The 25,407-nt window shown below is 68.9% G+C and carries 25 protein-coding genes and 1 pseudogene; 20 read left to right on the plus strand and 6 right to left on the minus strand.

Going from position 1 to position 25,407, the window contains the following annotated elements; translation table 11 throughout:
• Positions 1-59: 59 nt before the first annotated feature.
• The 14 genes from KCH87_RS45185 (at position 60) to KCH87_RS45250 (ending at position 12,823) form a co-directional block, all read left to right on the plus strand.
• A complete protein-coding gene (locus tag KCH87_RS45185) occupies positions 60-707 on the plus strand; it encodes an L-threonylcarbamoyladenylate synthase (RefSeq protein ID WP_210593794.1) in 648 nt (215 codons plus the stop codon).
• Positions 704-1,372, plus strand: a complete 669-nt coding sequence (locus tag KCH87_RS45190; RefSeq protein ID WP_210593795.1) for a protein-tyrosine-phosphatase — start codon at positions 704-706, stop codon at positions 1,370-1,372. Before KCH87_RS45185 ends, KCH87_RS45190 begins: the two co-directional genes overlap by 4 nt.
• 71 nt (positions 1,373-1,443) lie before the next feature.
• Positions 1,444-2,682, plus strand: coding sequence for a serine hydroxymethyltransferase (glyA, locus tag KCH87_RS45195; protein WP_210593796.1), 1,239 nt, complete (start codon positions 1,444-1,446; stop codon positions 2,680-2,682).
• A 140-nt stretch (positions 2,683-2,822) separates the two neighbouring features.
• The gene (locus tag KCH87_RS45200) at positions 2,823-4,178 is read left to right on the plus strand and encodes an MraY family glycosyltransferase (protein ID WP_210593797.1); all 1,356 of its coding nucleotides are present in this window, start codon (positions 2,823-2,825) and stop codon (positions 4,176-4,178) included.
• 299 nt (positions 4,179-4,477) lie between these two features.
• Positions 4,478-4,924, plus strand: a complete 447-nt coding sequence (locus KCH87_RS45205) for a hypothetical protein (protein ID WP_210593836.1) — start codon at positions 4,478-4,480, stop codon at positions 4,922-4,924.
• Positions 4,925-5,149: 225 nt separating this feature from the next.
• Entirely contained in the window at positions 5,150-5,974 is an 825-nt protein-coding gene (atpB, locus tag KCH87_RS45210; RefSeq protein ID WP_210593798.1) for a F0F1 ATP synthase subunit A, read from the plus strand.
• Between the two features lie 75 nt (positions 5,975-6,049).
• Positions 6,050-6,271, plus strand: a complete 222-nt coding sequence (gene atpE / locus KCH87_RS45215) for an ATP synthase F0 subunit C (RefSeq protein WP_004925497.1) — start codon at positions 6,050-6,052, stop codon at positions 6,269-6,271.
• A 42-nt stretch (positions 6,272-6,313) separates the two neighbouring features.
• On the plus strand, positions 6,314-6,865 hold the full coding sequence (locus tag KCH87_RS45220; RefSeq protein WP_210593799.1) for a F0F1 ATP synthase subunit B: 552 nt from the start codon (positions 6,314-6,316) through the stop codon (positions 6,863-6,865).
• A complete protein-coding gene (locus KCH87_RS45225; RefSeq protein ID WP_210593800.1) occupies positions 6,862-7,677 on the plus strand; it encodes a F0F1 ATP synthase subunit delta in 816 nt (271 codons plus the stop codon). Before KCH87_RS45220 ends, KCH87_RS45225 begins: the two co-directional genes overlap by 4 nt.
• Positions 7,678-7,800: 123 nt before the next feature.
• Positions 7,801-9,390, plus strand: a complete 1,590-nt coding sequence (gene atpA, locus KCH87_RS45230; RefSeq protein ID WP_210593801.1) for a F0F1 ATP synthase subunit alpha — start codon at positions 7,801-7,803, stop codon at positions 9,388-9,390.
• A 21-nt stretch (positions 9,391-9,411) separates the two neighbouring features.
• The gene (locus KCH87_RS45235; protein ID WP_210593802.1) at positions 9,412-10,326 is read left to right on the plus strand and encodes a F0F1 ATP synthase subunit gamma; all 915 of its coding nucleotides are present in this window, start codon (positions 9,412-9,414) and stop codon (positions 10,324-10,326) included.
• Positions 10,326-11,762 carry a F0F1 ATP synthase subunit beta gene (gene atpD / locus KCH87_RS45240; protein ID WP_210593803.1) on the plus strand — a complete coding sequence of 479 codons (1,437 nt, stop codon included), beginning with the start codon at positions 10,326-10,328 and terminating at the stop codon, positions 11,760-11,762. The genes KCH87_RS45235 and atpD overlap by 1 nt, the downstream gene beginning before the upstream one ends.
• A 110-nt stretch (positions 11,763-11,872) precedes the next feature.
• Complete coding sequence (locus KCH87_RS45245; RefSeq protein WP_210593804.1) at positions 11,873-12,247, plus strand: F0F1 ATP synthase subunit epsilon; 375 nt, start codon at positions 11,873-11,875, stop codon at positions 12,245-12,247.
• Between the two features lie 129 nt (positions 12,248-12,376).
• Positions 12,377-12,823: a DUF2550 domain-containing protein gene (locus KCH87_RS45250; protein ID WP_210593805.1), complete on the plus strand. Its 447-nt coding sequence runs from the start codon at positions 12,377-12,379 to the stop codon at positions 12,821-12,823.
• A gap of 9 nt (positions 12,824-12,832) precedes the next feature.
• Here the strand turns inward: KCH87_RS45250 and KCH87_RS45255 are convergent, their stop codons facing one another.
• The 3 genes from KCH87_RS45255 to KCH87_RS45265 form a co-directional block, all read right to left on the minus strand.
• Complete coding sequence (locus KCH87_RS45255) at positions 12,833-14,659, minus strand: glycoside hydrolase family 18 chitinase (protein WP_210593806.1); 1,827 nt, start codon at positions 14,657-14,659, stop codon at positions 12,833-12,835.
• A 129-nt stretch (positions 14,660-14,788) separates the two neighbouring features.
• A complete protein-coding gene (locus KCH87_RS45260; protein ID WP_210593807.1) occupies positions 14,789-15,430 on the minus strand; it encodes a response regulator transcription factor in 642 nt (213 codons plus the stop codon).
• Positions 15,427-16,632, minus strand: a complete 1,206-nt coding sequence (locus tag KCH87_RS45265; RefSeq protein WP_210593837.1) for a sensor histidine kinase — start codon at positions 16,630-16,632, stop codon at positions 15,427-15,429. Before KCH87_RS45265 ends, KCH87_RS45260 begins: the two co-directional genes overlap by 4 nt.
• 152 nt (positions 16,633-16,784) lie before the next feature.
• On the opposite strand from KCH87_RS45265, the pseudogene KCH87_RS45270 reads away from it, so the two are divergent.
• Positions 16,785-17,345, plus strand: a pseudogene (locus tag KCH87_RS45270) (hypothetical protein); the annotation flags it as partial.
• A 99-nt stretch (positions 17,346-17,444) separates the two neighbouring features.
• Here KCH87_RS45270 and KCH87_RS45275 read toward each other — a convergent pair.
• Positions 17,445-18,017 (minus strand): cob(I)yrinic acid a,c-diamide adenosyltransferase, encoded by a 573-nt coding sequence (locus KCH87_RS45275; RefSeq protein ID WP_210593809.1) that lies wholly within the window; start codon positions 18,015-18,017, stop codon positions 17,445-17,447.
• Between the two features lie 166 nt (positions 18,018-18,183).
• Here KCH87_RS45275 and KCH87_RS45280 point away from each other — a divergent pair, with 166 nt between their 5' ends.
• The 3 genes from KCH87_RS45280 to KCH87_RS45290 all read left to right on the plus strand — a co-directional run bounded on the left by KCH87_RS45280 (position 18,184) and on the right by KCH87_RS45290 (position 22,269).
• Entirely contained in the window at positions 18,184-19,032 is an 849-nt protein-coding gene (locus tag KCH87_RS45280) for a 3-hydroxyacyl-CoA dehydrogenase family protein (protein ID WP_210593810.1), read from the plus strand.
• 150 nt (positions 19,033-19,182) lie between these two features.
• Positions 19,183-19,506: an STAS domain-containing protein gene (locus KCH87_RS45285; protein WP_155060612.1), complete on the plus strand. Its 324-nt coding sequence runs from the start codon at positions 19,183-19,185 to the stop codon at positions 19,504-19,506.
• 258 nt (positions 19,507-19,764) lie between these two features.
• Positions 19,765-22,269: an ATP-binding protein gene (locus KCH87_RS45290; RefSeq protein ID WP_210593811.1), complete on the plus strand. Its 2,505-nt coding sequence runs from the start codon at positions 19,765-19,767 to the stop codon at positions 22,267-22,269.
• Between the two features lie 78 nt (positions 22,270-22,347).
• Here KCH87_RS45290 and nucS read toward each other — a convergent pair whose 3' ends face one another.
• Positions 22,348-23,019, minus strand: coding sequence for an endonuclease NucS (gene nucS, locus KCH87_RS45295; protein WP_210593812.1), 672 nt, complete (start codon positions 23,017-23,019; stop codon positions 22,348-22,350).
• Positions 23,020-23,263: 244 nt separating this feature from the next.
• On the opposite strand from nucS, the gene KCH87_RS45300 reads away from it, so the two are divergent.
• Positions 23,264-23,656 (plus strand): SCO5389 family protein, encoded by a 393-nt coding sequence (locus KCH87_RS45300; RefSeq protein WP_210593813.1) that lies wholly within the window; start codon positions 23,264-23,266, stop codon positions 23,654-23,656.
• An 81-nt stretch (positions 23,657-23,737) separates the two neighbouring features.
• Here the strand turns inward: KCH87_RS45300 and KCH87_RS45305 are convergent, their stop codons facing one another.
• A complete protein-coding gene (locus tag KCH87_RS45305) occupies positions 23,738-24,766 on the minus strand; it encodes an LLM class flavin-dependent oxidoreductase (RefSeq protein WP_210593814.1) in 1,029 nt (342 codons plus the stop codon).
• A gap of 302 nt (positions 24,767-25,068) precedes the next feature.
• Between KCH87_RS45305 and KCH87_RS45310 the strand changes: the two genes are divergently transcribed.
• Entirely contained in the window at positions 25,069-25,401 is a 333-nt protein-coding gene (locus KCH87_RS45310) for an ATP/GTP-binding protein (RefSeq protein WP_210593815.1), read from the plus strand.
• Positions 25,402-25,407 lie beyond the last annotated feature (6 nt).

Raw genomic sequence — 25,407 nt, forward strand, 5'->3', positions numbered from 1 at the left:
GCACCCCAGACTGTTGTCCCGAAGCACGTGAAGTACGTGTACGAGGAGGCCCGCTAGATATGGCACGGCGATACGACACCAACGACGCGACGGACCGTACGACCGGTCTGCGCGAAGCCGCGTCCGCCGTCCGCCGTGGCGAACTAGTGGTCCTCCCCACCGACACGGTGTACGGCATCGGCGCCGACGCGTTCACCTCGGAAGCCGTCATCGACCTGCTCGAAGCCAAGGGGCGGGGCCGCAACATGCCCACCCCTGTCCTCATCGGCTCCCCGAACACCCTGCACGGCCTTGTCACGGACTTCTCCGAGATGGCCTGGGAGCTGGTCGACGCCTTCTGGCCGGGCGCGCTGACGCTGGTCGCCAAGCACCAGCCGTCGCTCCAGTGGGACCTGGGGGACACCCGGGGCACGGTCGCCGTACGCATGCCGCTGCACCCGGTCGCCATCGAACTGCTCACCGAGGTCGGCCCCATGGCCGTGTCGTCGGCGAACCTCACCGGCCACCCGGCGCCGGAGGACTGTGACGCCGCGCAGGGCATGCTGGGCGACTCGGTGTCCGTCTACCTCGACGGCGGGCCCACCCCCGGCAACGTGCCCTCCTCCATCGTCGACGTCACCCGCGAGGTGCCGCTGCTGCTGCGTGCGGGCGCGATCTCGGCGGAGGAGCTGCGAAAGGTCGTACCCGACCTCGAGGTGGCCAATTGACAGCCCCTGACGCGGGGCGTGGCATATGGAACGGGGAAGAGACGGGGACCTTCGGGCTTCCACTGGACAGCTTCCGCATCCTCCACGTCAGCACCGGCAACGTGTGCCGCTCGCCGATCACCGAGCGGCTGACCCGTCATGCCCTGGCGGACCGGCTCGGCGATCCCCTGTGGGGCGGGCTGATCGTGGAGAGCGCGGGCACCTGGGGCCATGAGGGCGCGCCCATGGAGGCCAACGCGGAAGCGGTCCTGGCCGACTTCGGGGCGGACCCCTCCGGCTTCGTCGGCCGAGAACTGCTGGACGACCACGTCATCCGCGCCGACCTGGTGCTGACGGCCACCCGGGACCACCGGGCCCAGGTCATCTCCATGGGCCACTCCGCCGGCCTGCGGACCTTCACCCTCAAGGAGTTCACCCGCCTGGTGAAGGCGATCGACCCGGCGACACTGCCTCCCCTGGAGGACGGGATGGTCGCCCGGGCACGGGCGTTGGTACGGGCCGCGGCAGCTCTACGCGGGTGGCTCCTGGCCCCCACGGCCGAGGCGGACGAGGTCTACGACCCGTACGGGGCCCCGCTGACGTTCTTCCGGTCGATCGGGGACGAAATAAATCAGGCGCTGGATCCCGTCGTCACCGCGCTCACGGGTGTACCCGCCAGGATGTAACAAGCGAGCGCCTCAGGGGTCCCGGGCCTACATTGGTGCTTACGTCACCGTCGACGCCCCCGGAGCCCACCATGACGGTCGTCCATACCCTTGAGGCCGATGCCCTGCGCCGTCAGGACCCCGAGCTGGCCGGGGTTCTGCTCGGGGAGCTGGAGCGGCAGTCGACGACGTTGCAGTTGATCGCCGCCGAGAACTTCACGTCGGCGGCGGTGCTGGCCGCGCTGGGGTCGCCGCTCGCCAACAAGTACGCGGAGGGGTATCCGGGGGCCCGGCACCACGGCGGCTGCGAGATCGTCGACGTCGCCGAGCGGATCGCCGTGGACCGGGCCAGGGCGCTGTTCGGTGCGGAGCACGCCAACGTGCAGTCCCACTCCGGGTCCTCGGCCGTCCTCGCCGCGTACGCGGCCCTGCTGCGGCCCGGCGACACCGTCCTCGCGCTGGGCCTGCCGCACGGCGGCCATCTCACGCACGGCTCGCCCGCGAACTTCTCCGGCCGCTGGTTCGACTTCGTCGGCTACGGGGTGGATGCGGAGACCGGGCTCATCGACCACGACCAGGTGCGGGCGATGGCCCGTGCGCACCGGCCCAAGGCGATCGTGTGCGGGTCGATCGCCTACCCGCGCCACCTCGACTACGCCTTCTTCCGCGACGTCGCCGACGAGGTGGGCGCGTATCTGATCGCCGACGCCGCGCACCCGATCGGGTTGGTCGCCGGGGGAGCGGCGCCCAGCCCGGTGCCGTACGCCGATGTCGTGTGTGCCACCACGCACAAGGTGCTGCGGGGCCCGCGCGGCGGCATGATCCTTTGCGGGCGCGAGCTGGCCGAGCGGGTCGACCGGGCCGTGTTCCCCTTCACCCAGGGCGGCGCCCAGATGCACACCATCGCCGCCAAGGCGGTCGCCTTCGGCGAGGCGGCGACGCCCGCGTTCACCGTGTACGCCCATCAGGTGGTCGCCAATGCGCGGGTCCTCGCGGCCGCGCTGGCCGACGAGGGGCTCGTCGTCACCACGGGCGGTACGGACACGCATCTCATCACCGCCGACCCGGCGCCGCTCGGCGTCGACGGACGGACCGCCCGGGGCCGGCTCGCCGCCGCCGGGATGGTCCTGGACTGCTGCGCGCTGCCGCACGGCGACGCCCGAGGGCTCAGGCTGGGCACGGCGGCGGTGACCACCCAAGGCATGGGGGAGGAGGAGATGGGTCACATCGCCGCCCTGCTCGCGGGGGTGCTGCGCGGTGCGGTCGAGAGCCAGAAGGCACGTGAAGAAGTACGGGAGCTGGCCGGTAGATTTCCGCCGTATCCCGGCTGAGCGGGGGTACGCGCACTCGGGTACACAGCCAGCCGTGCAACCATCGTCGCTACCCGGAAGTCCTCACACATATGCGTCTCGTATGAGACGGTCGCTAGGGTGTGGGGCTGAGATGGCCAGCGAGACCTGTGGGGAAGCCCGTGCGTGAATACCTGCTGACGCTCTGCATCACGGCCGCGGTGACGTACCTGCTGACAGGGCCGGTACGGAAGTTCGCGATCGTGGCCGGAGCGATGCCGCAGATCCGGGCACGTGACGTGCACCGGGAACCCACTCCGCGGCTCGGCGGGATCGCGATGTTCTTCGGCCTGTGCGCGGGCCTGCTGGTCGCCGACCACCTCACCAATCTCAGCGAGGTCTTCGAGAAGTCCAACGAGCCGCGGGCGCTGCTCTCCGGCGCGGCCCTCATCTGGCTGATCGGCGTCCTGGACGACAAGTTCGAGATCGACGCCCTGATCAAGCTGGGCGGCCAGATGATCGCCGCCGGCGTGATGGTCATGCAGGGTCTGACGATCCTGTGGCTGCCCATCCCTGGCGTCGGGACGGTCGCGCTCACCCAGTGGCAGGGCACCCTGCTGACGGTGGCGCTCGTCGTCATCACCATCAACGCGGTCAACTTCGTCGACGGACTCGACGGCCTCGCGGCGGGCATGGTGTGCATCGCGTCCGCGGCCTTCTTCATGTACGCGTACCGGGTCTGGTACGGCTACGGCATCGAGGAGGCCGCCCCCGCGACGCTGTTCGCGACGATCCTGATCGGCATGTGCGTCGGCTTCCTGCCGCACAACATGCACCCGGCGCGGATCTTCATGGGCGACTCCGGCTCCATGCTCATCGGTCTGGTGCTGGCCGCCTCGGCCATCTCCATCACCGGCCAGATCGACCCGGACCGGATGAACCTGTTCTCCGGTTCGGAGCGCGCCACCGTGCACCAGATGGTGCCCGCCTATATTCCGCTCCTGATGCCGCTGACCATCATCGCGATCCCGGCCGCCGACCTGGTCCTGGCCATCGTGCGCCGTACCTGGGCCGGCCAGTCGCCGTTCGCCGCGGACCGGGGGCATCTGCACCACCGACTGCTGGAGATCGGGCACTCGCACAGCCGCGCGGTGCTGATCATGTACTTCTGGTCGGCGCTGATCGCGTTCGGTGCCCTCGCGTACTCGGTGAACTCGGCGTCGATGTGGATCGTGCTCGGCGTCGTCTTCCTCAGCGCCATCGGGCTGGCACTGCTCCTGCTGCCGCGGTTCACCCCGCGCGCCCCGCGCTGGGCCGAGGCCTTCGTGCCGCCGCGCTACCGCCGCAAGGCGGTCGGGGAGCCGGAACCGGCGGAGGCCGAGGAGGGTACGGAGGCCGAGCCGGCCGTCCCGGTCGTCGAGGAGCCCCGCACTCCGGTCGCCGCCGGAGTCTCCCGGGTCAACGGAGTCAACGGCGCGACCGCTCTCGGCGCCCGTTCGCGCTTCCTGGATCGGCGCAAAGCCGGAACGTCGCGCTGACGCTCAAGGTAAGAATCTGACTAGAGCATTGCCAAGTCGTGGGGGAGCGAAGCGCCCCAATACCAGACAAAGCGGCGCTGTTTCTGCACAGACGCGCACTGTCACTCTCATGTGTGACACCAGGCACACCATCTAGGTAAAGACCTCATCAAATAGTTTGTGATACGGTTCACGAGAACCCGGGGCAGAGCCGAAGGACCGTGGTGCGACGGTCCATTGGCGTGAGGATCACTCTCAACCCGGGACTACGCTCGTCCATGACGACACCCCTGCCCCCCTGCGAAAGCGGAGTTGCCGCCATGCCGTCCAATGACGTCCGGATCCTGCTCCAGGCCGCTGTGCCCACAGCTGCCGTCGGCGCTGTTGCCGCCGTCGTCGGTGCTGTGGTCGCCGGTGGCGACGGGGCGGTCGGGGCGGTCGTCGCGACGCTGGTGGTGATCCTCTTCATGGGGATCGGTCTCTACGTTCTGCAGCGCACTGCCAAATCGCTTCCGCACTTGTTCCAGGCGATGGGCCTGATGCTCTACGCGGCACAGATTCTTCTGTTGTTCATCTTCGTCGCCGCGTTCAAGAACACCACCCTGTTCGACCCCAAGGCCTTCGCTCTCACGCTCGTCGCCGGCACCCTCGCCTGGATCGCCGCGCAGACGCGTGCCCATATGAAGTCCAAGATTCTCTACGTCGAACCGGACTCGTCCGCCCCCAAGAACGGCGACAAGCCCGAAAAGACGGGGCACTCGTCGTGAGAGGTAGGGCCGGGATAAAAGCGCATGAGAGACCCTGCTATCGTCCGGTGCCAACTGCGGCATCGCGGGCGCGGGCATCTGAGCTGACGCCTGCTCACACGCAGGGCGTGATGCCCCACAGCCGCCCCCACATCCGTAACACCAGTCCCGTGCCGAACCGCGGCTGCATGCCGCGCCGACACAACGAGGTTGCCGTACCTATGCGCCACGACGAAGGAGCCCGCGGTGAGTGCTGACCCGACGCAGGTGCTCGCCTTCGAGACCGACTGCCACCTGTTCGACGGGTGTGGCTTCCCGGCTCCGGGCCTGCACTCGTTCCTGTTCGAGCCGCTCTTGGGTGACGCCGACGGCAACGGCATCTACTTCAACAAGCCGATGCTGCTGGCCCTTCTGGGCTCCATCATCGTGGTGGGCTTCTTCTGGGCCGCGTTCGCCAAGCCGAAGGTGATCCCCGGCAAGCTCCAGATGGTTGCCGAGGCCGGCTACGACTTCGTACGTCGCGGCATCGTCTACGAGACGATCGGCAAGAAGGAGGGCGAGAAGTACGTTCCGCTCGCCGTCTCCCTGTTCTTCTTCATCTGGATGATGAACCTCTGGTCGATCGTTCCGGTCGCCGCCTTCCCGGTGACGTCGATCATCGCCTACCCCGCAATCCTGGCCCTGATCGTCTACATCACCTGGGTCTCGCTCACGTTCAAGCGGCACGGCTTCGTCGGTGCCTTCAAGAACTTCACCGGCTACGACAAGTCGCTGGGGCCGGTGCTCCCGCTGGCCATGACCATCGAGTTCTTCTCGAACCTGCTGGTCCGCCCGTTCACGCACGCGGTACGACTCTTCGCGAACATGTTCGCCGGTCACACGCTGCTGCTGCTGTTCACCATCGCCAGCTGGTACATGCTGAACGGCATCGGTATCGCCTACTCCGGCGTCTCGTTCGTGATGGTCATCGTGATGACCGCCTTCGAGCTCTTCATCCAGGCAGTTCAGGCGTATGTCTTCGTCCTCCTGACCTGCACCTTCATCCAGGGCGCGCTCGCCGAGCACCACTGAGCACCCCCGCTTCAGAACACCACAGTCGTCCGGTGGCCAACCCCCACCGGTCCGTAAAGAGAAGGAAGAACTGGCATGTCCAACCTTGCTGCTGTCACCGGTGACCTCGGTTCCGTCGGTTACGGTCTTGCGGCCATCGGCCCCGGCGTCGGCGTTGGCATCATCTTCGGTAACGGCACCCAGGCCCTTGCCCGCCAGCCCGAGGCGGCCGGCCTGATCCGCGCCAACCAGATCCTCGGCTTCGCCTTCTGTGAGGCGCTCGCCCTGATCGGTCTCGTCATGCCGTTCGTCTACTAAGACGAGCCCTGACGACCGAACCTGTCGACGAAAGGCACTGATGTGAACTCCGCCCTGGTTTTGCTGGCGGCTGAGGGTGAGAAGGAGAACCCCCTCATCCCGCCGTGGCCGGAAGTTGTCATCGGCCTCATCGCTTTCGTCATCGTCTTCGGCTTCCTCGCCAAGAAGCTCCTCCCGACCATCAACAAGGTTCTGGAAGAGCGTCGCGAGGCCATCGAGGGCGGTATCGAGAAGGCCGAGGCCGCGCAGACCGAGGCCCAGAGCGTCCTTGAGCAGTACAAGGCCCAGCTCGCCGAGGCCCGGCACGAGGCCGCGCGTCTGCGCCAGGAGGCGCAGGAGCAGGGCGCCACGCTCATCGCCGAGATGCGCGCGGAAGGCCAGCGGCAGCGTGAGGAGATCATCGCCGCCGGTCACGCGCAGATCGAGGCCGATCGCAAGGCCGCGTCGTCCGCGCTGCGCCAGGACGTCGGCAAGCTCGCCACCGACCTGGCCGGCAAGCTCGTCGGTGAGTCCCTCGATGACCACGCCCGGCAGAGCCGTGTGATCGACCGCTTCCTCGGTGAGCTTGAGGAGAAGGCCGAGGCCACCCGATGAACGGAGCGAGCCGCGATGCCCTGGCAGCCGCGCGCGAGCGTCTCGACGCGCTGACGGACTCCACGTCCGTGGACGCCGGCTCGCTCGCCGACGAGCTGGCCTCCGTCACCGCGCTGCTCGACCGCGAGGTGTCGCTGCGTCGGGTCCTGACCGACCCGGCGCAGTCCGGCGAGGCCAAGGCCGACCTGGCCCAGCGCCTCATCGGCGGCCAGGTCAGCGGGGCCACCGCCGACCTGCTGTCCGGCATGGTGCGCTCCCGCTGGTCGCAGTCGCGCGACCTGGTGGACGCGCTGGAGGAGCTGGCCAACGTCGCCGACTTCACCGCCGCGCAGAAGTCGGGCACGCTCGACGACGTCGAGGACGAGCTGTTCCGGTTCGCTCGGATCGTCTCCTCGAACACCGAGCTGCGCGCCGCGCTGACCAACCGGTCCGCGACGGTGTCCGCCAAGGGCGAGCTGCTGCGCAGCCTGCTCGGCGGCCGGTCCGCCGCGACCACCGAGCGTCTGGTGACGCGCCTTGTGACCCGTCCCCGGGGACGTAGCCTGGAAGCGGGACTGGAGTCCCTGTCCAAGCTCGCCGCCGAGCGCCGGGATCGCATGGTGGCCGTGGTCACCTCGGCGGTACCGCTGAGCGACCCGCAGAAGCAGCGCCTGGGCGCAGTCCTGGCGAAGCTCTACGGCCGTCCGATGCACCTCAACCTGGACGTGGACCCCGAGGTCCTCGGCGGTATCCGGGTGCAGGTCGGCGACGAGGTCATCAACGGCTCGATCGCGGACCGTATCGAGGACGCCGCCCGCCGCATGGCGAGCTAGCAGAAACTTCATAAGCAGTACGTGTACCTACGGCCCGGTTGGGCCGTGCAGAGGATTCCTGGGGGTCGCCCCCAGACCCCCAAGTTGAAACTTCGGGCCCAACAAGGAGAGCAGGGAACCCAGATGGCGGAGCTCACGATCCGGCCGGAGGAGATCCGGGACGCGCTGGAGAACTTCGTCCAGTCGTACAAGCCGGACGCGGCCTCGCGCGAGGAGGTCGGTACGGTCACCCTTGCCGGCGACGGCATCGCGAAGGTCGAGGGCCTGCCCTCGGCCATGGCCAACGAACTGCTGAAGTTCGAGGACGGCACCCTCGGCCTCGCGCTCAACCTGGAAGAGCGCGAGATCGGCTGCGTCGTCCTCGGTGAGTTCAGCGGCATCGAGGAGGGTCAGCCGGTCTCCCGTACCGGCGAGGTCCTCTCCGTGGCCGTCGGCGAGGGCTACCTCGGCCGCGTCGTCGACCCGCTCGGCACCCCGATCGACGGCCTCGGCGAGATCGAGACCAGCGGTCGTCGCGCCCTTGAGCTGCAGGCTCCGGGCGTCATGGCCCGTAAGTCGGTGCACGAGCCGATGGAGACCGGCTACAAGGCCGTCGACACGATGACCCCGATCGGCCGTGGTCAGCGTCAGCTGATCATCGGCGACCGCCAGACCGGCAAGACCGCCCTGGCCGTCGACACGATCATCAACCAGCGTGACAACTGGCGCTCCGGCGACCCGAAGAAGCAGGTCCGCTGCATCTACGTCGCCATCGGCCAGAAGGGCTCGACCATCGCCTCCGTGCGTGGCGCCCTCGAAGAGGCCGGCGCGCTGGAGTACACGACCATCGTCGCCGCCCCGGCGTCCGACCCGGCCGGCTTCAAGTACCTGGCGCCGTACACCGGTTCGGCCATCGGCCAGCAGTGGATGTACGAGGGCAAGCACGTCCTCATCATCTTCGACGACCTCTCGAAGCAGGCCGACGCCTACCGCGCCGTGTCCCTGCTGCTGCGCCGCCCGCCGGGCCGTGAGGCCTACCCGGGTGACGTCTTCTACCTGCACTCCCGTCTGCTGGAGCGCTGCGCGAAGCTCTCCGACGAGATGGGCGCGGGCTCGATGACCGGTCTGCCGATCGTCGAGACCAAGGCCAACGACGTGTCGGCGTTCATCCCGACCAACGTCATCTCCATCACCGACGGCCAGTGCTTCCTGGAGTCGGACCTGTTCAACGCCGGTCAGCGCCCCGCGCTGAACGTCGGTATCTCCGTCTCCCGAGTCGGTGGTTCCGCGCAGCACAAGGCGATGCGCCAGGTCTCCGGCCGCCTCCGCCTCGACCTCGCCCAGTACCGTGAGCTGGAGGCGTTCGCCGCCTTCGGTTCCGACCTGGACGCCGCGTCGAAGTCCCAGCTGGAGCGTGGTTCGCGTCTGGTCGAGCTGCTCAAGCAGGCTCAGTACCAGCCGATGGCCACCGAGGACCAGGTCGTCTCCATCTGGGCCGGTACCAACGGCAAGATGGACGAGGTGCCCGTCGCCGACATCCGCCGCTTCGAGAAGGAGCTGCTGGAGTACCTGCACCGCAAGGAGCAGGGCCTCATGACCTCCATCAAGGAGGGCGCCAAGATGTCGAACGACACCATCCAGGCGATCGACGACGCCGTTGCCGAGTTCAAGAAGCAGTTCGAGACCTCGGACGGCAAGCTTCTCGGCGAGGACGCCCCGGCCGCCGCCAAGTGACGTAAGGAAGGGACCTGACTCATGGGAGCCCAGCTCCGGGTCTACAAGCGTCGCATCCGATCCGTCACCGCGACCAAGAAGATCACCAAGGCGATGGAGATGATCGCCGCCTCGCGCGTCGTCAAGGCGCAGCGCAAGGTGGCGGCCTCCGCACCGTACGCGACCGAGCTCACCCGCGCGGTCACGGCGGTCGGCACCGGCTCGAACACCAAGCACCCGCTGACCACGGAGGCGGAGACGGCGACCCGTTCCGCGGTACTGCTCCTCACGAGCGACCGCGGACTGGCCGGCGCCTTCAACGCCAACGCCATCAAGGCCGCCGAGCAGCTGACGGCGCGCCTTGAGGCGGAGGGCAAGGAGGTCGACACGTACATCGTCGGCCGCCGCGGTCTGGCCCACTACAACTTCCGCGAGCGCACGGTCGTGGAGTCGTGGTCGGGCTTCACCGACGGGCCCTCCTACGCGGACGCGAAGAAGGTCGCGGCTCCCCTGATCGAGGCCATCGAGAAGGACGCGGCTGAGGGCGGCGTGGACGAACTCCACATCGTCTACACCGAGTTCATCTCGATGATGACGCAGAACGCGGTCGACGGCCGTCTGCTGCCCCTCAGCCTCGAAGAGGTGGCGGAAGAGGCGCCCAAGGGCGAGATCCTGCCGCTGTACGACTTCGAGCCGTCGGCGGAGGACGTCCTCGACGCCCTCCTGCCGCGCTACGTCGAGAGCCGTATCTACAACGCGATGCTTCAGTCGGCTGCCTCCAAGCACGCCGCCACGCGCCGCGCGATGAAGTCGGCGACCGACAACGCGGGAGACCTGATCACCAGCCTCTCCCGACTTGCCAACGCGGCCCGCCAGGCCGAAATCACCCAGGAAATCAGCGAGATCGTCGGTGGCTCCGCAGCCCTGGCCGACGCGACCGCGGGGAGTGACAGGTAATGACGACGACAGTTGAGACGGCCGCTGCCACGGGCCGCGTCGCCCGGGTCATCGGCCCGGTCGTCGACGTGGAGTTCCCCGTCGACGCGATGCCCGACATCTACAACGCCCTTCACGTCGAGGTGGCCGACCCGGCCCAGGACGGCGAGAAGAAGACGCTGACCCTGGAGGTCGCCCAGCACCTGGGTGACGGCCTGGTCCGCACCATCTCCATGCAGCCCACCGACGGTCTGGTCCGCCAGGCCGCTGTCGTGGACACCGGCGCCTCCATCACCGTGCCGGTCGGCGACTTCACCAAGGGCAAGGTGTTCAACACCCTCGGTGAGGTGCTGAACTCCGACGAGACGTACGACGGCGAGCGCTGGGGCATCCACCGCAAGGCGCCGCGCTTCGACGAGCTCGAGTCGAAGACCGAGATGTTCGAGACCGGCGTCAAGGTCATCGACCTTCTCACCCCGTACGTCAAGGGTGGAAAGATCGGTCTGTTCGGCGGTGCCGGCGTCGGCAAGACGGTGCTCATCCAGGAGATGATCTACCGCGTCGCCAACAACCACGACGGTGTCTCCGTGTTCGCCGGTGTCGGTGAGCGCACTCGTGAGGGCAACGACCTCATCGAGGAGATGTCGGAGTCGGGCGTCATCGACAAGACCGCGCTGGTCTTCGGCCAGATGGACGAGCCCCCGGGCACCCGTCTCCGGGTCGCCCTGGCCGGTCTGACCATGGCGGAGTACTTCCGCGATGTGCAGAAGCAGGACGTGCTGTTCTTCATCGACAACATCTTCCGCTTCACCCAGGCCGGTTCCGAGGTCTCGACCCTGCTCGGCCGGATGCCCTCCGCGGTGGGCTACCAGCCGAACCTGGCCGACGAGATGGGTCTCCTCCAGGAGCGCATCACCTCGACCCGTGGTCACTCGATCACCTCGATGCAGGCGATCTACGTCCCCGCGGACGACCTGACCGACCCGGCCCCGGCCACCACCTTCGCCCACCTCGACGCGACGACGGTGCTCTCCCGTCCGATCTCCGAGAAGGGCATCTACCCGGCCGTGGACCCGCTGGACTCCACGTCCCGCATCCTGGACCCCCGCTACATCGCGGCGGACCACTACGCGGCCGCGATGCGCGTCAAGTCGGTTCTTCAGAAGTACAAGGACCTTCAGGACATCATCGCGATCCTCGGTATCGACGAGCTGGGCGAGGAGGACAAGCTCACCGTCCACCGTGCCCGTCGCGTGGAGCGCTTCCTGTCCCAGAACACCCACGTCGCCAAGCAGTTCACCGGCGTCGACGGTTCGGACGTCCCGCTGGAGGAGTCGATCGCGGCCTTCAACGCGATCATCGACGGCGAGTACGACCACTTCCCGGAGCAGGCGTTCTTCCTCTGCGGTGGCATCGAGGACCTCAAGGCCAACGCCAAGGAGCTGGGCGTCTCCTGAGCTCGTGCTCTTGACAGAGGGGGCGGGCGCGTCCCGCCCCCTCAGTCACGCCCACTAGACTTGTAACCAACACCCGGCAGAACCGCCGGGTGGTGACCCGAGGAGCCACCTTGGCTGCTGAGCTGCACGTCGCGCTGGTCGCGGCCGACCGAGAGGTCTGGTCCGGCGAGGCCACCCTGGTCGTCGCGCGCACCACGTCCGGCGATATCGGCGTCATGCCCGGTCACCAGCCGCTGCTCGGTGTGCTGGAGTCGGGCCCGGTGACCATCCGTACGAGTGATGGTGGAACGGTCGTCGCCGCGGTGCACGGCGGTTTCATCTCGTTCGCGGACAACAAGCTGTCGCTGCTGGCCGAGATCGCCGAGCTGTCGGACGAGATCGATGTCCAGCGCGCCGAGCGTGAGCTCGAGCGTGCGAAGGCGGAGGGTGATGCCTCCGCCGAGCGTCGCGCGGACGTACGACTGCGTGCGGCGGCGGCGAGCTGACACTGCTCACCGTGCGATGACGTCCCTCAGCCGCGGCTGGAACCGGAGCAATCCGGTACCGGTCGCGGCTGAGGCAGATATGGATGATTTTTCCGTTCCGTTACCTAGGAGACGAGGAGGTCGGTGTCGATGGTCCTCGCTCTGACTGTGTGCGGAATCGTCGTGGCGCTCGTGGTGCTGGGGCTGTTCGTCTTCGGCCTGCGCCGCAGGCTCATCCAGCGCTCCGGTGGCACCTTCGACTGCAGCCTGCGCTGGGGCGTGCCGGAGAAACCCGACACCAGCGGCAAAGGCTGGAGCTATGGCGTCGCCCGCTACAACGGCGACCGCATCGAGTGGTATCGCGTCTTCTCCTACGCCTATCGCCCTCGCCGCATCCTCGAACGCTCCGCGATCGAGGTGGCCGGCCGTCGCCTCCCCGACGGCGAGGAGGAGCTGGCACTGCTCTCCGACGCGGTGATCCTCACCTGTCTGCACCGGGGCACGCGTCTCGAACTCGCGATGAGCGACGACGCGCTGACCGGGTTTCTCGCGTGGCTTGAGGCAGCCCCGCCCGGTCAGCGCGTCAATGTTGCCTAGTCAAGGCTGCTAGTTGAGCCCGTTGTTGATGGCGGTCACCAGCTCACCGCCCGTGGTGTCGCCGCTGAACTCCCAGAAGAACGCGCCGCCCAGGCCCTGGTTCTTGGCCCAGGTCATCTTCGAACCGATGGTGGCCGGAGTGTCGTACGACCACCAGTTGTTGCCGCAGTACGCGTACGCCGTACCGGCGATGGTGCCGGTGGCCGGGCAGGAGTTCTTGAGCACCTTGTAGTCCTCGATGCCCGCCTCGTAGGTGCCGGGTGCCGCGCCGGTCGCCGTGCCGCCGGGGGCGGACTGGGTGACGCCGGTCCAGCCGCGGCCGTAGAAGCCGATGCCGAGCAGGAGCTTGGCGGACGGCACGCCCTTGGCCTTGAGCTTGGCGATCGCGTCGGCGGAGTTGAAGCCCGCGGCCGGGATGCCGGAGTACGAGGTCAGGGGCGAGTGCGGGGCGGTCGGACCGTCCGCGTCGAAGGCGCCGAAGTAGTCGTACGTCATCACGTTGTACCAGTTGAGGGAAGCCGCGGCGCCGCCGTAGTCGGCCACGTCGAGCTTGCCGCCGGAGGAGCCGTCGCCGGTGATGGCGGCGGTGACCAGGTAGTTGGAGCCGAACTCGGTGCGCAGCGCCGACATCAGGTTCTTGAAGGCCGCGGCGCCCGAGGTGTCGCAGGTCAGACCGCAGGCGTTCGGGTACTCCCAGTCGATGTCGATACCGTCGAAGACATCCGCCCAGCGCGGGTCCTCGACTACCGCCTTGCAGGAGGCGGCGAAGGCGGCCGGGTTGGCCGCTGCCTGGGCGAAGCCGCCGGAGTAGGTCCAGCCGCCGAAGGAGTACAGCACCTTGATGTGCGGGTACTTGGCCTTGAGCTGGCGGAGCTGGTTGAAGTTGCCGCGCAGCGGCTGGTCCCAGGTGTCGGCGGTGCCGCTGACGGACTGGTCGGCGGTGTAGGCCTTGTCGTAGGCGGCGTACGTATCGTCGACGGTGCACTGACCGTTCTTGACGTTGCCGAACGCGTAGTTGATGTGCGTGATCTTGGACGCGGAGCCCGAGGTCACCAGGTTCTTGACGTGGTAGTTGCGGCCGTAGACGCCCCACTCGGTGAAGTAGCCGAGCTTGACCTTGTCGCCGGTGGGCGGCGGGTCCGTGGTGCCGCCCGTGGTGCGCACGGCGACCGCTGAACTGACCGGTCCTGTCTGGTCGGCGGTGTCACGGGCCTGGACGGTGTACGAGTAGTCCGTGCCGGCGGTGAGACCGGTGTCGCTGTACGACGTCGAGGTCACCGTCGCGACCTTGGCGCCGCCGCGCAGGACGTCGTAGTTCTTGATGCCCTTGTCGTCGGTGGCCGCGCTCCAGCTCAGCTTCACCGAGGTGTTGGTGATGTCGGAGGCGGTCGGGGTGCCGGGGGCGCTCGGTGCGTTGTCGCCGGGGACCGTGGGGCCGCCGTCACAACTGCCGCTGTTCAGCTTGCAGTTGGCGGGGGCGCCGGAGCCGGTGCCGTTGAAGCCGAAGGAGAGGGTGGCACCGGGGGCGAGGCTGCCGTTCCAGGACTTGTTCTTGGCGGTCCAGTGGGTGCCGGAGGAGGTGACGTCGGCGTCCCAGGCCGAGGTGACGGCAGTACCGGAGGGGAAGTCCCACTCGACCGTCCAGGAGCTGATGGTGGTGTCGCCGGTGTTCTTGACGGTCCACTTGCCCTCGAAGCCGGTGCCCCAGTCCTGGGTCTTCGCGTAGGTGGCGGTGGCGGAGGTGGCTGCTTCGGCGGGGGCGGCAAGGCCGACCAGGCCGGCGAACGGGAGCAGCAGGGTCGCGAACCCTGCCATGGCTCTGTGTCTGAAGCGCATGATGCGCCTCCTCAGGGGGTGTTGGGGGCGGGACTGAGCCTTCACGCCCACGGTGCCGCGAGAATAGAAAGGTCTGGACCATAGGTCAATAGGTCCAGACCAGTTGCTCTTGGCGGCGACCGGGTCCCGCTAGATCCCCAACTCCTGCGCCAGCACCGCCGCTTGGACCCGGCTGCGCAGCTCCAGCTTCCCCAGCAGTCGGCTGACGTGCGTCTTCACGGTTGCCTCCGCCATGTCGAGGCGGCCGGCGATCTCGGCGTTCGACAGCCCCTCGCCGAGGCAGGACAGCACCTCGCGCTCGCGCCGGGTCAGTGCGTCCAGCACTGCTGGATCGGCCTTCGGCTCCCGTACGGGACCGGAGGCGAACTCGGCGATCAGGCGCCGGGTGACGGCCGGGGAGATGAGGCCCTCGCCGCGGGCGACCGTCCGTACGGCATCCAGCAGATCCCTGGCGTCGGTGTTCTTGAGCAGGAAGCCGGAGGCCCCGGCGCGCAGCGCCCCGAAGACGTACTCGTCGAGGTCGAACGTGGTGAGGACGAGTACGTCGGCGAGACCGTCCGCGACCACCTGCCGGGTCGCCGACACCCCGTCCAGGCGCGGCATCTGGATGTCCATCAGCACCAGGTCCGGCCGCAGTTCGCGGGCCAGTTCCACTGCCTGCTCGCCGTCCGCCGCCTCGCCGACCACCTCGATGTCGGGCGCGCTGCGCAGGATGAGGACGAGACCGGCGCGCACGGCGGACTGGTCCTCGGCGACGAGCACACGGATCATTCGGGGACTCCTTGCGGATTCTCGGTGACGGGGAGGGTGGCGCGTACGGCCCAGATCTTGCCGTCGGGGGAGGCGGGGTCCTCGACGGGGCCAGCCTCGAAAGTGCCGTCCAGGAGGGCCGTGCGCTCCCGCATGCCGACGAGCCCGGCGCCGGAGCCGGGGGCACGGGGGCCGTCCTGGCGGCCGTACGGGCTGATCACGGCGATGGTCAGTGAGCCGTCCCGCTGCTTCAGGGTGACCGTGACGCGGCCGGGTCCTGCGTGCTTGAGGGCGTTGGTCAGGCACTCCTGGACGATGCGGTACGCCGCCAGCTCCACCGGGGCGGGCAGTGCGTCGGCGTGGTCGGCGTCGAGGACGACATCGAGGCCGTTGGTGCGGGCGCCCTCGACCAGCGTGCCGAGGCCGTCGAGCGTGGGGGCCGCCGCCGGTTCCAGGTCGCCGCTGTCGTTGCGCAGGATGCCGATCAGCCGTCGCATCTCGGCGAGTCCCTCGACGCTGTTCTCGCGGATGACGGCCAGGGCGTCCTTGGAGGTCTTCGGGTCGTCGAGGGAGAGCGCGGCCGTGGAGTGGATGGCGATCGCGGAGAGATGGTTGGCGACCATGTCGTGCAGCTCGCGGGCCATCCTGGAGCGCTCGGCCGTGACGGCCTGGGTGCGGTCCATCTCGGCGAGCAGCGCGGTCTGCTCGGCACGCAGCCGGGCGGCCTCGGCGGCGTCACGGTGGTTGCGGACGATCCAGCCCGTGGCACCGGGCGTGAACGCCACCAGGCCCACGACCACGCCGATCAGCAGCGCCTCGGGCTTGCGCCAGGCGGCAAGGGGCACCACCGTCCAGACCACGGTCATCGCCCCGCTGATCCACAGCACGCGGCGGGCCGCGGTGAGCGGGCTGTACAGGACGGCCGCGTAGACCAGGTCCGTGAACATCAGGACGGTGACCAGGCTGCCCTGGGTGATCGTGTCGACGGTCAGCGCGGCGACGCCGATCAGCAGGCCCGTACGGGGACGGGTCCGGCGCAGCAGCTCGCAGCCGGCCATCACGACGAGCGGTAGCAGGATGGGCCAGCGTCCGTCCCAGAGGATGATCGGATCCCTGGGTCCCCGGACGCCGAGGCCCACTCCCCAGATGAGCAGCCCGCCGAGCAGCCCTGCGAGGGCGATGCGTACGTCGTCCGGGTGGGGGCGGGGGAGCAGGACGGCCATGACTCCATCCAACACGGCGCGGAGCTCTGCCGCCTTGTCCCCGGGGAGGGTCTGCGACTGCATCCTTCGATGTACGGCGAGTTCGTCACCGACGACGACGAAACGGCCCCGGGCCGCCGGGAGCCTTGAAGGGTGACCGAGAGGAGTGAGCCGTGGTCGTCGCGTTGATCATCGCCTGTGAGGTCGGGTTCTGGGTGCTTCTCGCCCTGGGCCTGGCAGTCCGCTATCTGCTGAAGTGGCGCCGCACGAGTGTGGTGCTGCTGTTGTGCGAGCCCGTGCTGGAGCTGGTCCTGTTCGTCGTGACGGCGATCGACCTGAAGAACGGCGCCGAGCCGAGCTGGGAACACGGCCTGGCGGCGCTCTACATCGGCTACACCGTCGCGTTCGGCCACTACACGATCCGCTGGCTCGACGGCCACGCCGCCCATCGCCTGGGCGGCGGCCCGCCCCCGCGGAAGCCCTCGCGCTATGGCCGCGCCCGCGCCCGCCACGAGGCGAAGCTGTGGCTACGGGCGGTCCTCGGCGGTGCGGTGGCGCTGGTGCTCCTCCAACTCGCCGTCTGGTACGTCGGCGACTCCGGCGATGTCAGCTCCCTGCGCACCTTCCAGTGGGTGGCCCTGCGGACGGTCGGCATCTACGGCGTGATCGCGCTGTCCTACACGGTCTTCCCACGCAAGGCCCCGGCCGACGAGTCGTCAGCGTTCTCCACCGGGAACCCACAGGACATCTCCGACGCCCGAGTTCGCGGTGCGGGCCAGAATGCTGCATCTCCCGGGGGCCAACCCCCGGACCCCCGGCCGGGACGCGATTCCTCAGCGTTCTCCGCCAGGAACCCACAGGACATCTCCGACGCCCGAGTTCGCGGTGCGGGCCAGAATGAAAAGCAGATCCGATAGCCGGTTGAGGTAAGTGGCGGTCAGTGGGTTCATCACTTCTCCGTGCACCTCCAGCGCGGCCCATGTCGACCGCTCCGCCCGCCGTACGACCGTGCAGGCCTGGTGGAGCAGGGCCGCGCCCGGAGTGCCGCCGGGGAGGATGAAGGACCGGAGCTTCTCGAGCCGCTCGTTGAAGCGGTCGCAGTCCGCCTCCAGCTTGTCGATATAGAACTGCTCGACACGCAGCGGTGGGAACTCCGGCTTCTCCACCACCGGCGTCGACAGGTCCGCGCCCACGTCGAACAGGTCGTTCTGCACCCGGGTGAGGACCTTGACGACCTCCTCGTCGAGCCCGCCCAGCGCGATCGCCGTGCCGAGCACCGCATTCGCCTCGTTGGCGTCCGCGTACGCCGAGATCCGCAGATCGGTCTTGGCGACCCGGCTCATGTCGCCGAGGGCGGTGGTGCCCTGGTCGCCGGTCCTGGTGTAAATGCGCGTCAGATTGACCATATGGCCAGCGTAGTTACAAGTCGGCGGTGCTCCACGGTGTGATGTGCGTCAGTTGACACGTGACGCGCGTTACTAACCGCTCACACAGCACCCTCACTGCCGCTAGGGTCCGCCGGAGAGGGCATAAGTAAAGACAGGCTGTGAGTATTCAAAGGGGAGTCGCACAGTGGCACGGAAGCTTGCCGTCATCGGCGCCGGCCTCATGGGTTCCGGTATCGCCCAGGTCTCCGCGCAGGCGGGCTGGGACGTCGTTCTGCGCGACGTCACCGACGAGGCGCTGAAGCGGGGCACCGACGGCATCAAGGCGTCGTACGACAAGTTCGTCGGCAAGGGCAAGCTCGAGGCGCACGACGCCGACGCCGCTCTCGGCCGGATCACCGCGACCACCGACCTGGACGCCGTCGCGGACGCGGACATCGTCGTCGAGGCCGTCTTCGAGAAGCTGGAAGTCAAGCACGAGATCTTCCGTGCGCTCGACAAGATCGTGCGCGACGACGCCGTGCTCGCCTCCAACACCTCCGCCATCCCGATCACGAAGATCGCGGCCGTGACGGAGCGTCCGGAGCGGGTCGTCGGCACACACTTCTTCTCGCCGGTGCCGATGATGCAGCTGTGCGAGCTGGTCCGCGGCTACAAGACGAGCGACGAAACCCTCGCCACCGCACGGGAGTTCGCCGAGTCCGTCGGCAAGACCTGCATTGTCGTCAACCGGGACGTGGCCGGGTTCGTGACGACCCGACTCATCTCCGCCCTCGTCGTCGAGGCCGCCAAGCTCTACGAGTCGGGCGTCGCGACCGCCGAGGACATCGACCTCGCCTGCAAGCTGGGCTTCGGCCATGCGATGGGACCGCTGGCCACCGCCGACCTGACGGGCGTCGACATCCTGCTGCACGCCACCGGCAACATCTACACCGAGTCCCAGGACGAGAAGTTCGCTCCGCCCGAGCTGATGCGCCGGATGGTTGACGCCGGTGACATCGGGCGCAAGAGCGGGCAGGGCTTCTACAAGCACTGAAACCGCACATGCCCCTGACGCATCACTCGCCGGGGTGAATTCGGTATCGGTTCGCTTACAGATGGCAACCTCTGACCGCTTCGCACAGTCAGAGGTTGCATCACCGGGCATCACAACGCGGAGCACAAAGACGCACCACGGGGAGCGCATATGTTCATCAGGGGCGACCACGCCGAGCTGGTCGTCGGGGGCCGCCTCGACGTCCGCAGCGCGGCGGACGCCCGTACGGTCCTGCACTCGGCCGTCGACGACGGAGTCGGCGATCTGGTGCTGGACCTGTCCGAGCTGGATTCCTGGGACGCCACCGGACTCGGTGTGATCATGGGAGCCCACCGACGGGCCGGCCGCTGCGGCCGGCGCCTGGTGCTGCGCGACGTACCGCCGCAGATGCAGCGCCTGCTGGTGGCCACCCGGCTGCACCGGATCCTGGCCATCGAGGGCGGCATCGGGGTGGAGTCGCTGCCCCGGGTGTGACGCCCGGCGTGGGCGGGACGCCGCGGGTCGGGCGTTCCGGTTGCGAAGCACACGACGCGCACAATCCTCACGAGACTGTGACGTCTCGGACGGCGCGGTACCCCGGGCTGTCGTAGATACTGTGCGAAGGTTTAGGGTTCGCTCGCCCGCTGCCTGACAACCCTTCGAGCGGGCCCGGACCAGAAGCGACAGCGCGGTGTGCAACAGGCCGGGAGGGGCCGGTGCCGGCACACGACGCTTTTGGGGGGCTTGGAACCTATGGACCCGAACAACCGGGGACCCGAGGGGTACGGCCATGACGGTGACGGCGACATGCCGCGCCAGCGCCAGCCCAGGGAATCCCTCGCATCCGACTTCGGACAACACACGCCAGCACTCGCCCGTACCGTGCAACTCGTCTCGGGCGACTTCCTGCTCACCGTCAATCCCGTCGACGGCAGCGAGATCGAGGCCTGCCCGCCGGGCGAGCGGCCGGGGCGGCCGGTCAAGTTCACCGCGGCCGAGCGCGCCGAGGTGGACCGTGCGGCCAAGCCGCCCGTACCACCCGGGCCCAGCCTGCCCGCACTGCCGCTCCTGGCCCGCCAGGAGGAGCGCGAGCGGCTGGTACGGCTGCTCGCCCGCGGCCGCTCCGTACGCCTCACCGGTGCCGCCGGCTCCGGCCGCACCGCCCTTCTCGACGTGGTCGCCGAGGACTGCGCGGACCTCGCGCCCGACGGCGTCGTCCGCCTGGGCGGCCACCACCGCACCGCGAGCGACCTGCTCCACGACCTCTTCTACGCCGTCTACAACGCGCCGCTGCACCGCCCGGAACGGGACGAACTGCACGAACTCGTCCGGGAGATCGGCGCGGTCGTCATCCTGGACGACATCGAGTTCGGCGGCGCCGCGCTCGACGAACTGCTGGACACGACTCCCGAGTGCGCCTTCCTGATCGCCGCCACCCCGGACGTACCCGCGCCGTCCGCCGACTCGGCCGTCGAGGAGGTCTTCCTCAGCGGTCTCGACCGCGCGCGCGGTGTGGAGCTGCTCGAGCGGGCCGTCGGCCGCGTCCTCACCGAGGACGAGGCGAACTGGGCCGGTGACCTCTGGTTCGAGTCCGAGGGACTGCCGCTGCGCTTCGTCCAGGCCGGTGCCCTGCTGCGGCAGCGCGACCGGTTGCGGGCCAGCGCCGACTCCTTCGACGAGTTCGGTGTCTACCAGGACGCCCCGGTCGACGCGCCCTTCGAGGCCGGCGACGGTCACGACGTACCGCTGCCGACGCTCGCCGAGGGAGCCGCGCCCGCCGCGCTACTCGCGTCCCGGATGACCGAATCGGCGCGGGACACCCTGCGGTTCGCCGTCGCGCTCGGCGGTGAGGTGCCGCACCAGGCACATCTGCCCGCGCTGGTCGGCGACACCCACGCGGACGCCGCCCTCGGCGAGCTGCTGAGCTGCGCGCTGGTCTCCCCGGTTGGCTCCCGCTACCGGCTGGCCGCCGGGGTGCAGACCCAGCTGGAGGCCGTCGGATACGGCGACGACGTGCAGGGCCGGGCACTCACCGCCGCCCAGCACTACGCCTGGTGGGCCGGACATCCCTCGGTCACCCCGGAGCGGGTGTGCGCCGAGGCGGACGCCGTGCTCGCCGCCCTCGGAGTCATCGCACCCGTGACGACGCCGCCGGGAGAGGGCGAGGAGAGCGTCACCGTGCAGCTGGCCCGCACGGCCGCGCCCGCGTTCGCCGCGGGGCTGCACTGGAGCGCCTGGGACCAGGCCCTGCGCTACGGCTCCGAAGCCTCCCGGCTCACCGGCGAGGTGTCCGAACAGGCCTATTTCCACCACGAGCTGGGCATACTCGCGCTCTGCGCGGGACAGCTCGACGGGGCCCGCGCCGAGCTGGAGGCCTCCATCGGCCTGCGCGGCGCACTCACCGACAAGCGCGGCACCGTCGCCGGCCGTCGCGCGCTCGCCCTGGTCGCGGACCGCTCCGGCACCCCTGTCGGCATCGGCGCCACCACGGGGGAGGAGGTGCCGGACGCCCGCTACGAGGAGTCGCAGTCGCCGCCCGGCGGTATCCCGGCGGCGTTCCCGCCCCTCCAGGCGCCTGCCGACCCCGCGACCCTCGTCACCCACCGGACCACACCCGGCCCGGCCGCCCACAAGGGCCGGGGCGGCCTCCGTGGCCTCGCCCGGCGCAACCTCGTGGCCGCGGGTGCGGGCGCGCTCCTCGCGGCCGTCCTCGGCACCGTGGTGACCCTCGGCGCCACGTCCAACAACGACCCGAAGACGCCGTCCAACGAGGTGGGTCCCAACCCGTCCGCCAGCCAGGGCCCCGGCGACGACAGCCTCGGCGCCGACAAGGCGGACGACGGCGACGACAGCGACAACTCCGGGGACGTCGGCGCGCCGACGAGCAGCCCGACCGACCCGGGCCCGGACGGCACCTACGGCACGTCCGACGACCCGACGCCCACGGACACCGACGAGCCTTCGGACGATCCGAGCGGGACGAAGAAGCCGAGCGATCCGTCGTCGCCCACGAAGTCGCCGACGAGCAAGCCGCCGACGACATCGAAGCCGCCCACGTCTTCGACGCCGACCCCGACGCCGACGCCGACATCTCCGTCACCGACGCCGACCCCGTCCGTGACGCCGTCCGGGACCCCGTCCAACTCCACCTCGGCCAGCGGCCCCGCCACCTCCAGCGCCCCCGCCACCAGCACCTCGGCAAGCGCCCCGGAGAGCAGCACGGCGGTCAGCCCCAGCAGCTCGGACGACGTGATCTGACGTTCCGCGCAGACGTCGCAGCACAAGAGGGCCGGGTCCGTTTCACGGACCCGGCCCTCTTCGTCGTAGAACTGCCCCTCAGAACAGCCGCAGCTTGTCGTCCTCGATGCCCCGCATCGCGTCGTAGTCCAGGACCTGGCAGCCGATGCCGCGGTCGGTGGCGAGGACGCGGGCCTGGGGTTTGATCTCCTGGGCAGCGAAGACGCCGCGGACCGGGGCGAGGTGGGGATCGCGGTTCAGCAGCTCCAGATAGCGGGTGAGCTGTTCCACGCCGTCGATCTCGCCGCGCCGCTTGATCTCGACCGCGACCGTCTGCCCGTCGGCGTCGCGGCACAGGATGTCGACGGGGCCGATGGCCGTCATGTACTCGCGGCGGATCAGCGAGTAGCCCTCGCCGAGCGTCTCGATGCGGTCGGCGAGGAGTTCCTGAAGGTGTGCTTCCACGCCGTCCTTGATCAGGCCAGGATCTACGCCCAGTTCGTGCGAGGAGTCATGGAGGACCTCCTCCATCGTGATGATGAGCTTCTCGCCCGCTTTGTTGATGACGGTCCAGACGTCCTTCTCGTCGCCCTCTCCCTCCTTCAAGGTGCAGGGCGGCGACATCCAGTTCAGAGGCTTGTAGGCCCGGTCGTCCGCATGGATCGAGACGCTCCCGTCCGCTTTCACCAGGATCAGGCGGGGTGCGGAAGGGAGATGGGCGGTGAGCCGGCCCGCGTAGTCGACGGAGCATCGGGCAATGACGAGACGCATGGTCGGCAACGCTACTCGACGGGCGCCCGTGAACGCGATTCGCCCTGGTTAACCCCTGTTCGTTTATGGCCGATTGTGAGCCTATTGAGAACGCTCCATGTACGCATTCTCCTGGTGCCGTCACCGTCCGTTGCTTACCGTATTAAACGGGAGGTCGCGATGTGTGTACGCAGCGTGCTCGGTATCGCGAACTCCTTTCCCTGTCCGGCAACCCCCGTGATCCGGGGGTGCGAGAGGAGAACCCATGTCGCTCGACGTCTCACCGGCCCTACTCGAACAGGCCGAGCGAGGCGAGGTCGACGAAGCTGCCTTCGTCGACTGCGTCCGGACCTCCCTGCCCTTTGCATGGGAGATGATCAGCTCCCTGGTGGCCCAGCTGAAGGTGGACGGCGGCCAGTTCGCCGACAACCAGACGCCCCCGCCGGACGAGCAGGCACGCGGCCAGCTGCTGCGTGCGCTTGCCAGTGACGCGATTCGCGGCGCGCTGCAACGGCACTTCGGTGTCCGGCTGGCCTTCCAGAACTGCCACCGGGTGGCGGTGTTCCCGCTCGACTCCTCGGTCGACGAGACGCTGGCCCGCTTCACCTCGGTCCGCAATCAGCTGCTCAACCAGTCCCCGGAACTCAGGGACTGCTGACGCAGTGAGCCGCCTGGCTTGCCGCTCCGTACGCGGGAGGTGCATTCAGTACTGGAGCGGCAAGCTCCCGGGCGGGCCCGTTCACCGCAGGTGCGGGAGCACTTCGGCGCCGAGCCGGCGGACGTTCTCCTCGGTGGCCGCGAGGTCACCCGAGCCCTCGATCAGCAGGGCGAAGCGGGTGATGCCGGTCCGCTCGCTGGTCGCCGCAAGGCGGTCGGCGCACAGCCGCGGGGTGCCCACCGGGTGCAGTCCGCAGAGGAGTTCGGTGTAGGCCAGCGGATCGCGCATCTGGCGCGCGCGGCCGTCGACCGTGACATGGGCGTCCAGGCCCTGCTTCAGCCAGCCCGGCATCGCCTTCAGCAGCGTCTCCACCGCTTCGGTACGCCGGTCGGCGATCTGGCAGACGCCGGCCGAGACATGGGCCGCGCCGAGGATCTGGTCCGCCGGATGCCCGCACGCGCGCGCGTGCTTGCGCCACAGAGAGACCATCTCCGCCTTCTCCTCGTCCCCCACATGCATCCCGAGCAGCATCGGCAGCCCGCGCTCGGCGGCCAGCCGTACGCTCGCCGGTGAGGTGCACGCGAGGACGACCTCGGGTCCCGGGACACCGGACAGTGACTCCGACGGCCTTGGTACGACGGCCACTTCACGAAAGCCGAAGCGGTCTCCGTCCGCCGCCACCGAGGGTTCGCGCAACCAGCGCAGCAGCAGATCGAGTGATTCCGGGTACGCCTTCTCGTAGGCCTCCAGGCCCGAGCCGAACACCTCCAGGTCGACCCACGGCCCGCCGCGCCCGACGCCCAGCGAGAAGCGCCCGCCGCTCGTCACATGCAGCAGCGCGGCCTGCTCGCCGAGGGCGACCGGGTGAACGGTGGGCAGTACGCTGACCGCCGTACCGACCCGGAGGCGGTGGGTGCGGCCGAGCAGTAACGCGGCCAGTGTGATGGCCGAGGGACAGGTGCCGTACGGCACGAAGTGGTGCTCGGCCAGCCAGACCGCGTCGAGCCCTGCCTCCTCAGCCACCTCCGCCGAGCGGACCGCGCGGTGCAGCGCCTCCCCCTGGCCCTGGCCCGGGAACTGGGCCGCCAACACGAAACTTCCTACGCGCATTGCCTATTCCTGCTTCCTTGGCTCCGACACGGAGCTCCCCCACCGGGCATAACCGTCTGACACGTGCCGAGGACACGGCTTGACGAAGAGATTTGCGGATTGTCTGGAGAACGGATCAAGAAACGGATCGAGAACCAGATCGGGTGCGGACCGGTAAAGGAACTGGAAGGGATCTGGAAGGGATCTGGAAGAGATCGGCCTGGAGGGGGACTTGCGGTGATTGGTGCCCTACGCGTACCCCTGACCGCGCCGCGTAGGCTGGATATGGCCCGTGCTTCCTGTATAGCCCCGTGAGGTGTTCCGTGTCCCCGCGTCGCAACCGACCCAAGGGCAGTGAGTCGTCCGGCCGGAGCGCCGAGGACGACCGGTCGGGCCGTTACGGCGGCTGGGAGTCGATGGAGAGCTGGCAGGGCGAGCGGTGGAACGTGCGGCACGTGGCCGGGGCCAGTGCGCAGGGCAAGACGTATCGCTGCCCCGGCTGCGACCAGCTGATCCCCTCCGGTGTCCCGCATGTCGTCGCCTGGCCGGAGCACTCGGGCGTCGACGAGCGCCGGCACTGGCACAAGGCGTGCTGGAACGCGAAGGACCGCCGCACCACGCGGGTGCAGCGGTCCAGGAACGCGCCGAAGTTCTGACCGGTC

It is taken from the genome of Streptomyces sp. GESEQ-35, assembly GCF_017948485.1.
Taxonomy (GTDB): Bacteria; Actinomycetota; Actinomycetes; order Streptomycetales; family Streptomycetaceae; genus Streptomyces.

Excerpts from the sequence above, each read along its gene's own strand:
- atpD (WP_210593803.1), top strand. The coding sequence starts at position 10,326 with ATGACGACGACAGTTGAGACGGCCGCTGCCACGGGCCGCGTCGCCCGG.
- KCH87_RS45260 (WP_210593807.1), bottom strand. The coding sequence starts at position 15,430 with ATGATCCGTGTGCTCGTCGCCGAGGACCAGTCCGCCGTGCGCGCCGGT.
- atpA (WP_210593801.1), top strand. The coding sequence starts at position 7,801 with ATGGCGGAGCTCACGATCCGGCCGGAGGAGATCCGGGACGCGCTGGAG.
- KCH87_RS45300 (WP_210593813.1), top strand. The coding sequence starts at position 23,264 with ATGTCGCTCGACGTCTCACCGGCCCTACTCGAACAGGCCGAGCGAGGC.
- KCH87_RS45275 (WP_210593809.1), bottom strand. The coding sequence starts at position 18,017 with ATGGTCAATCTGACGCGCATTTACACCAGGACCGGCGACCAGGGCACC.
- KCH87_RS45285 (WP_155060612.1), top strand. The coding sequence starts at position 19,183 with ATGTTCATCAGGGGCGACCACGCCGAGCTGGTCGTCGGGGGCCGCCTC.
- KCH87_RS45290 (WP_210593811.1), top strand. The coding sequence starts at position 19,765 with ATGGACCCGAACAACCGGGGACCCGAGGGGTACGGCCATGACGGTGAC.
- KCH87_RS45205 (WP_210593836.1), top strand. The coding sequence starts at position 4,478 with ATGCCGTCCAATGACGTCCGGATCCTGCTCCAGGCCGCTGTGCCCACA.
- KCH87_RS45305 (WP_210593814.1), bottom strand. The coding sequence starts at position 24,766 with ATGCGCGTAGGAAGTTTCGTGTTGGCGGCCCAGTTCCCGGGCCAGGGC.
- KCH87_RS45265 (WP_210593837.1), bottom strand. The coding sequence starts at position 16,632 with ATGGCCGTCCTGCTCCCCCGCCCCCACCCGGACGACGTACGCATCGCC.
- nucS (WP_210593812.1), bottom strand. The coding sequence starts at position 23,019 with ATGCGTCTCGTCATTGCCCGATGCTCCGTCGACTACGCGGGCCGGCTC.
- KCH87_RS45185 (WP_210593794.1), top strand. The coding sequence starts at position 60 with ATGGCACGGCGATACGACACCAACGACGCGACGGACCGTACGACCGGT.
- KCH87_RS45255 (WP_210593806.1), bottom strand. The coding sequence starts at position 14,659 with ATGCGCTTCAGACACAGAGCCATGGCAGGGTTCGCGACCCTGCTGCTC.
- atpE (WP_004925497.1), top strand. The coding sequence starts at position 6,050 with ATGTCCAACCTTGCTGCTGTCACCGGTGACCTCGGTTCCGTCGGTTAC.
- glyA (WP_210593796.1), top strand. The coding sequence starts at position 1,444 with ATGACGGTCGTCCATACCCTTGAGGCCGATGCCCTGCGCCGTCAGGAC.
- KCH87_RS45250 (WP_210593805.1), top strand. The coding sequence starts at position 12,377 with ATGGTCCTCGCTCTGACTGTGTGCGGAATCGTCGTGGCGCTCGTGGTG.
- KCH87_RS45225 (WP_210593800.1), top strand. The coding sequence starts at position 6,862 with ATGAACGGAGCGAGCCGCGATGCCCTGGCAGCCGCGCGCGAGCGTCTC.
- KCH87_RS45235 (WP_210593802.1), top strand. The coding sequence starts at position 9,412 with ATGGGAGCCCAGCTCCGGGTCTACAAGCGTCGCATCCGATCCGTCACC.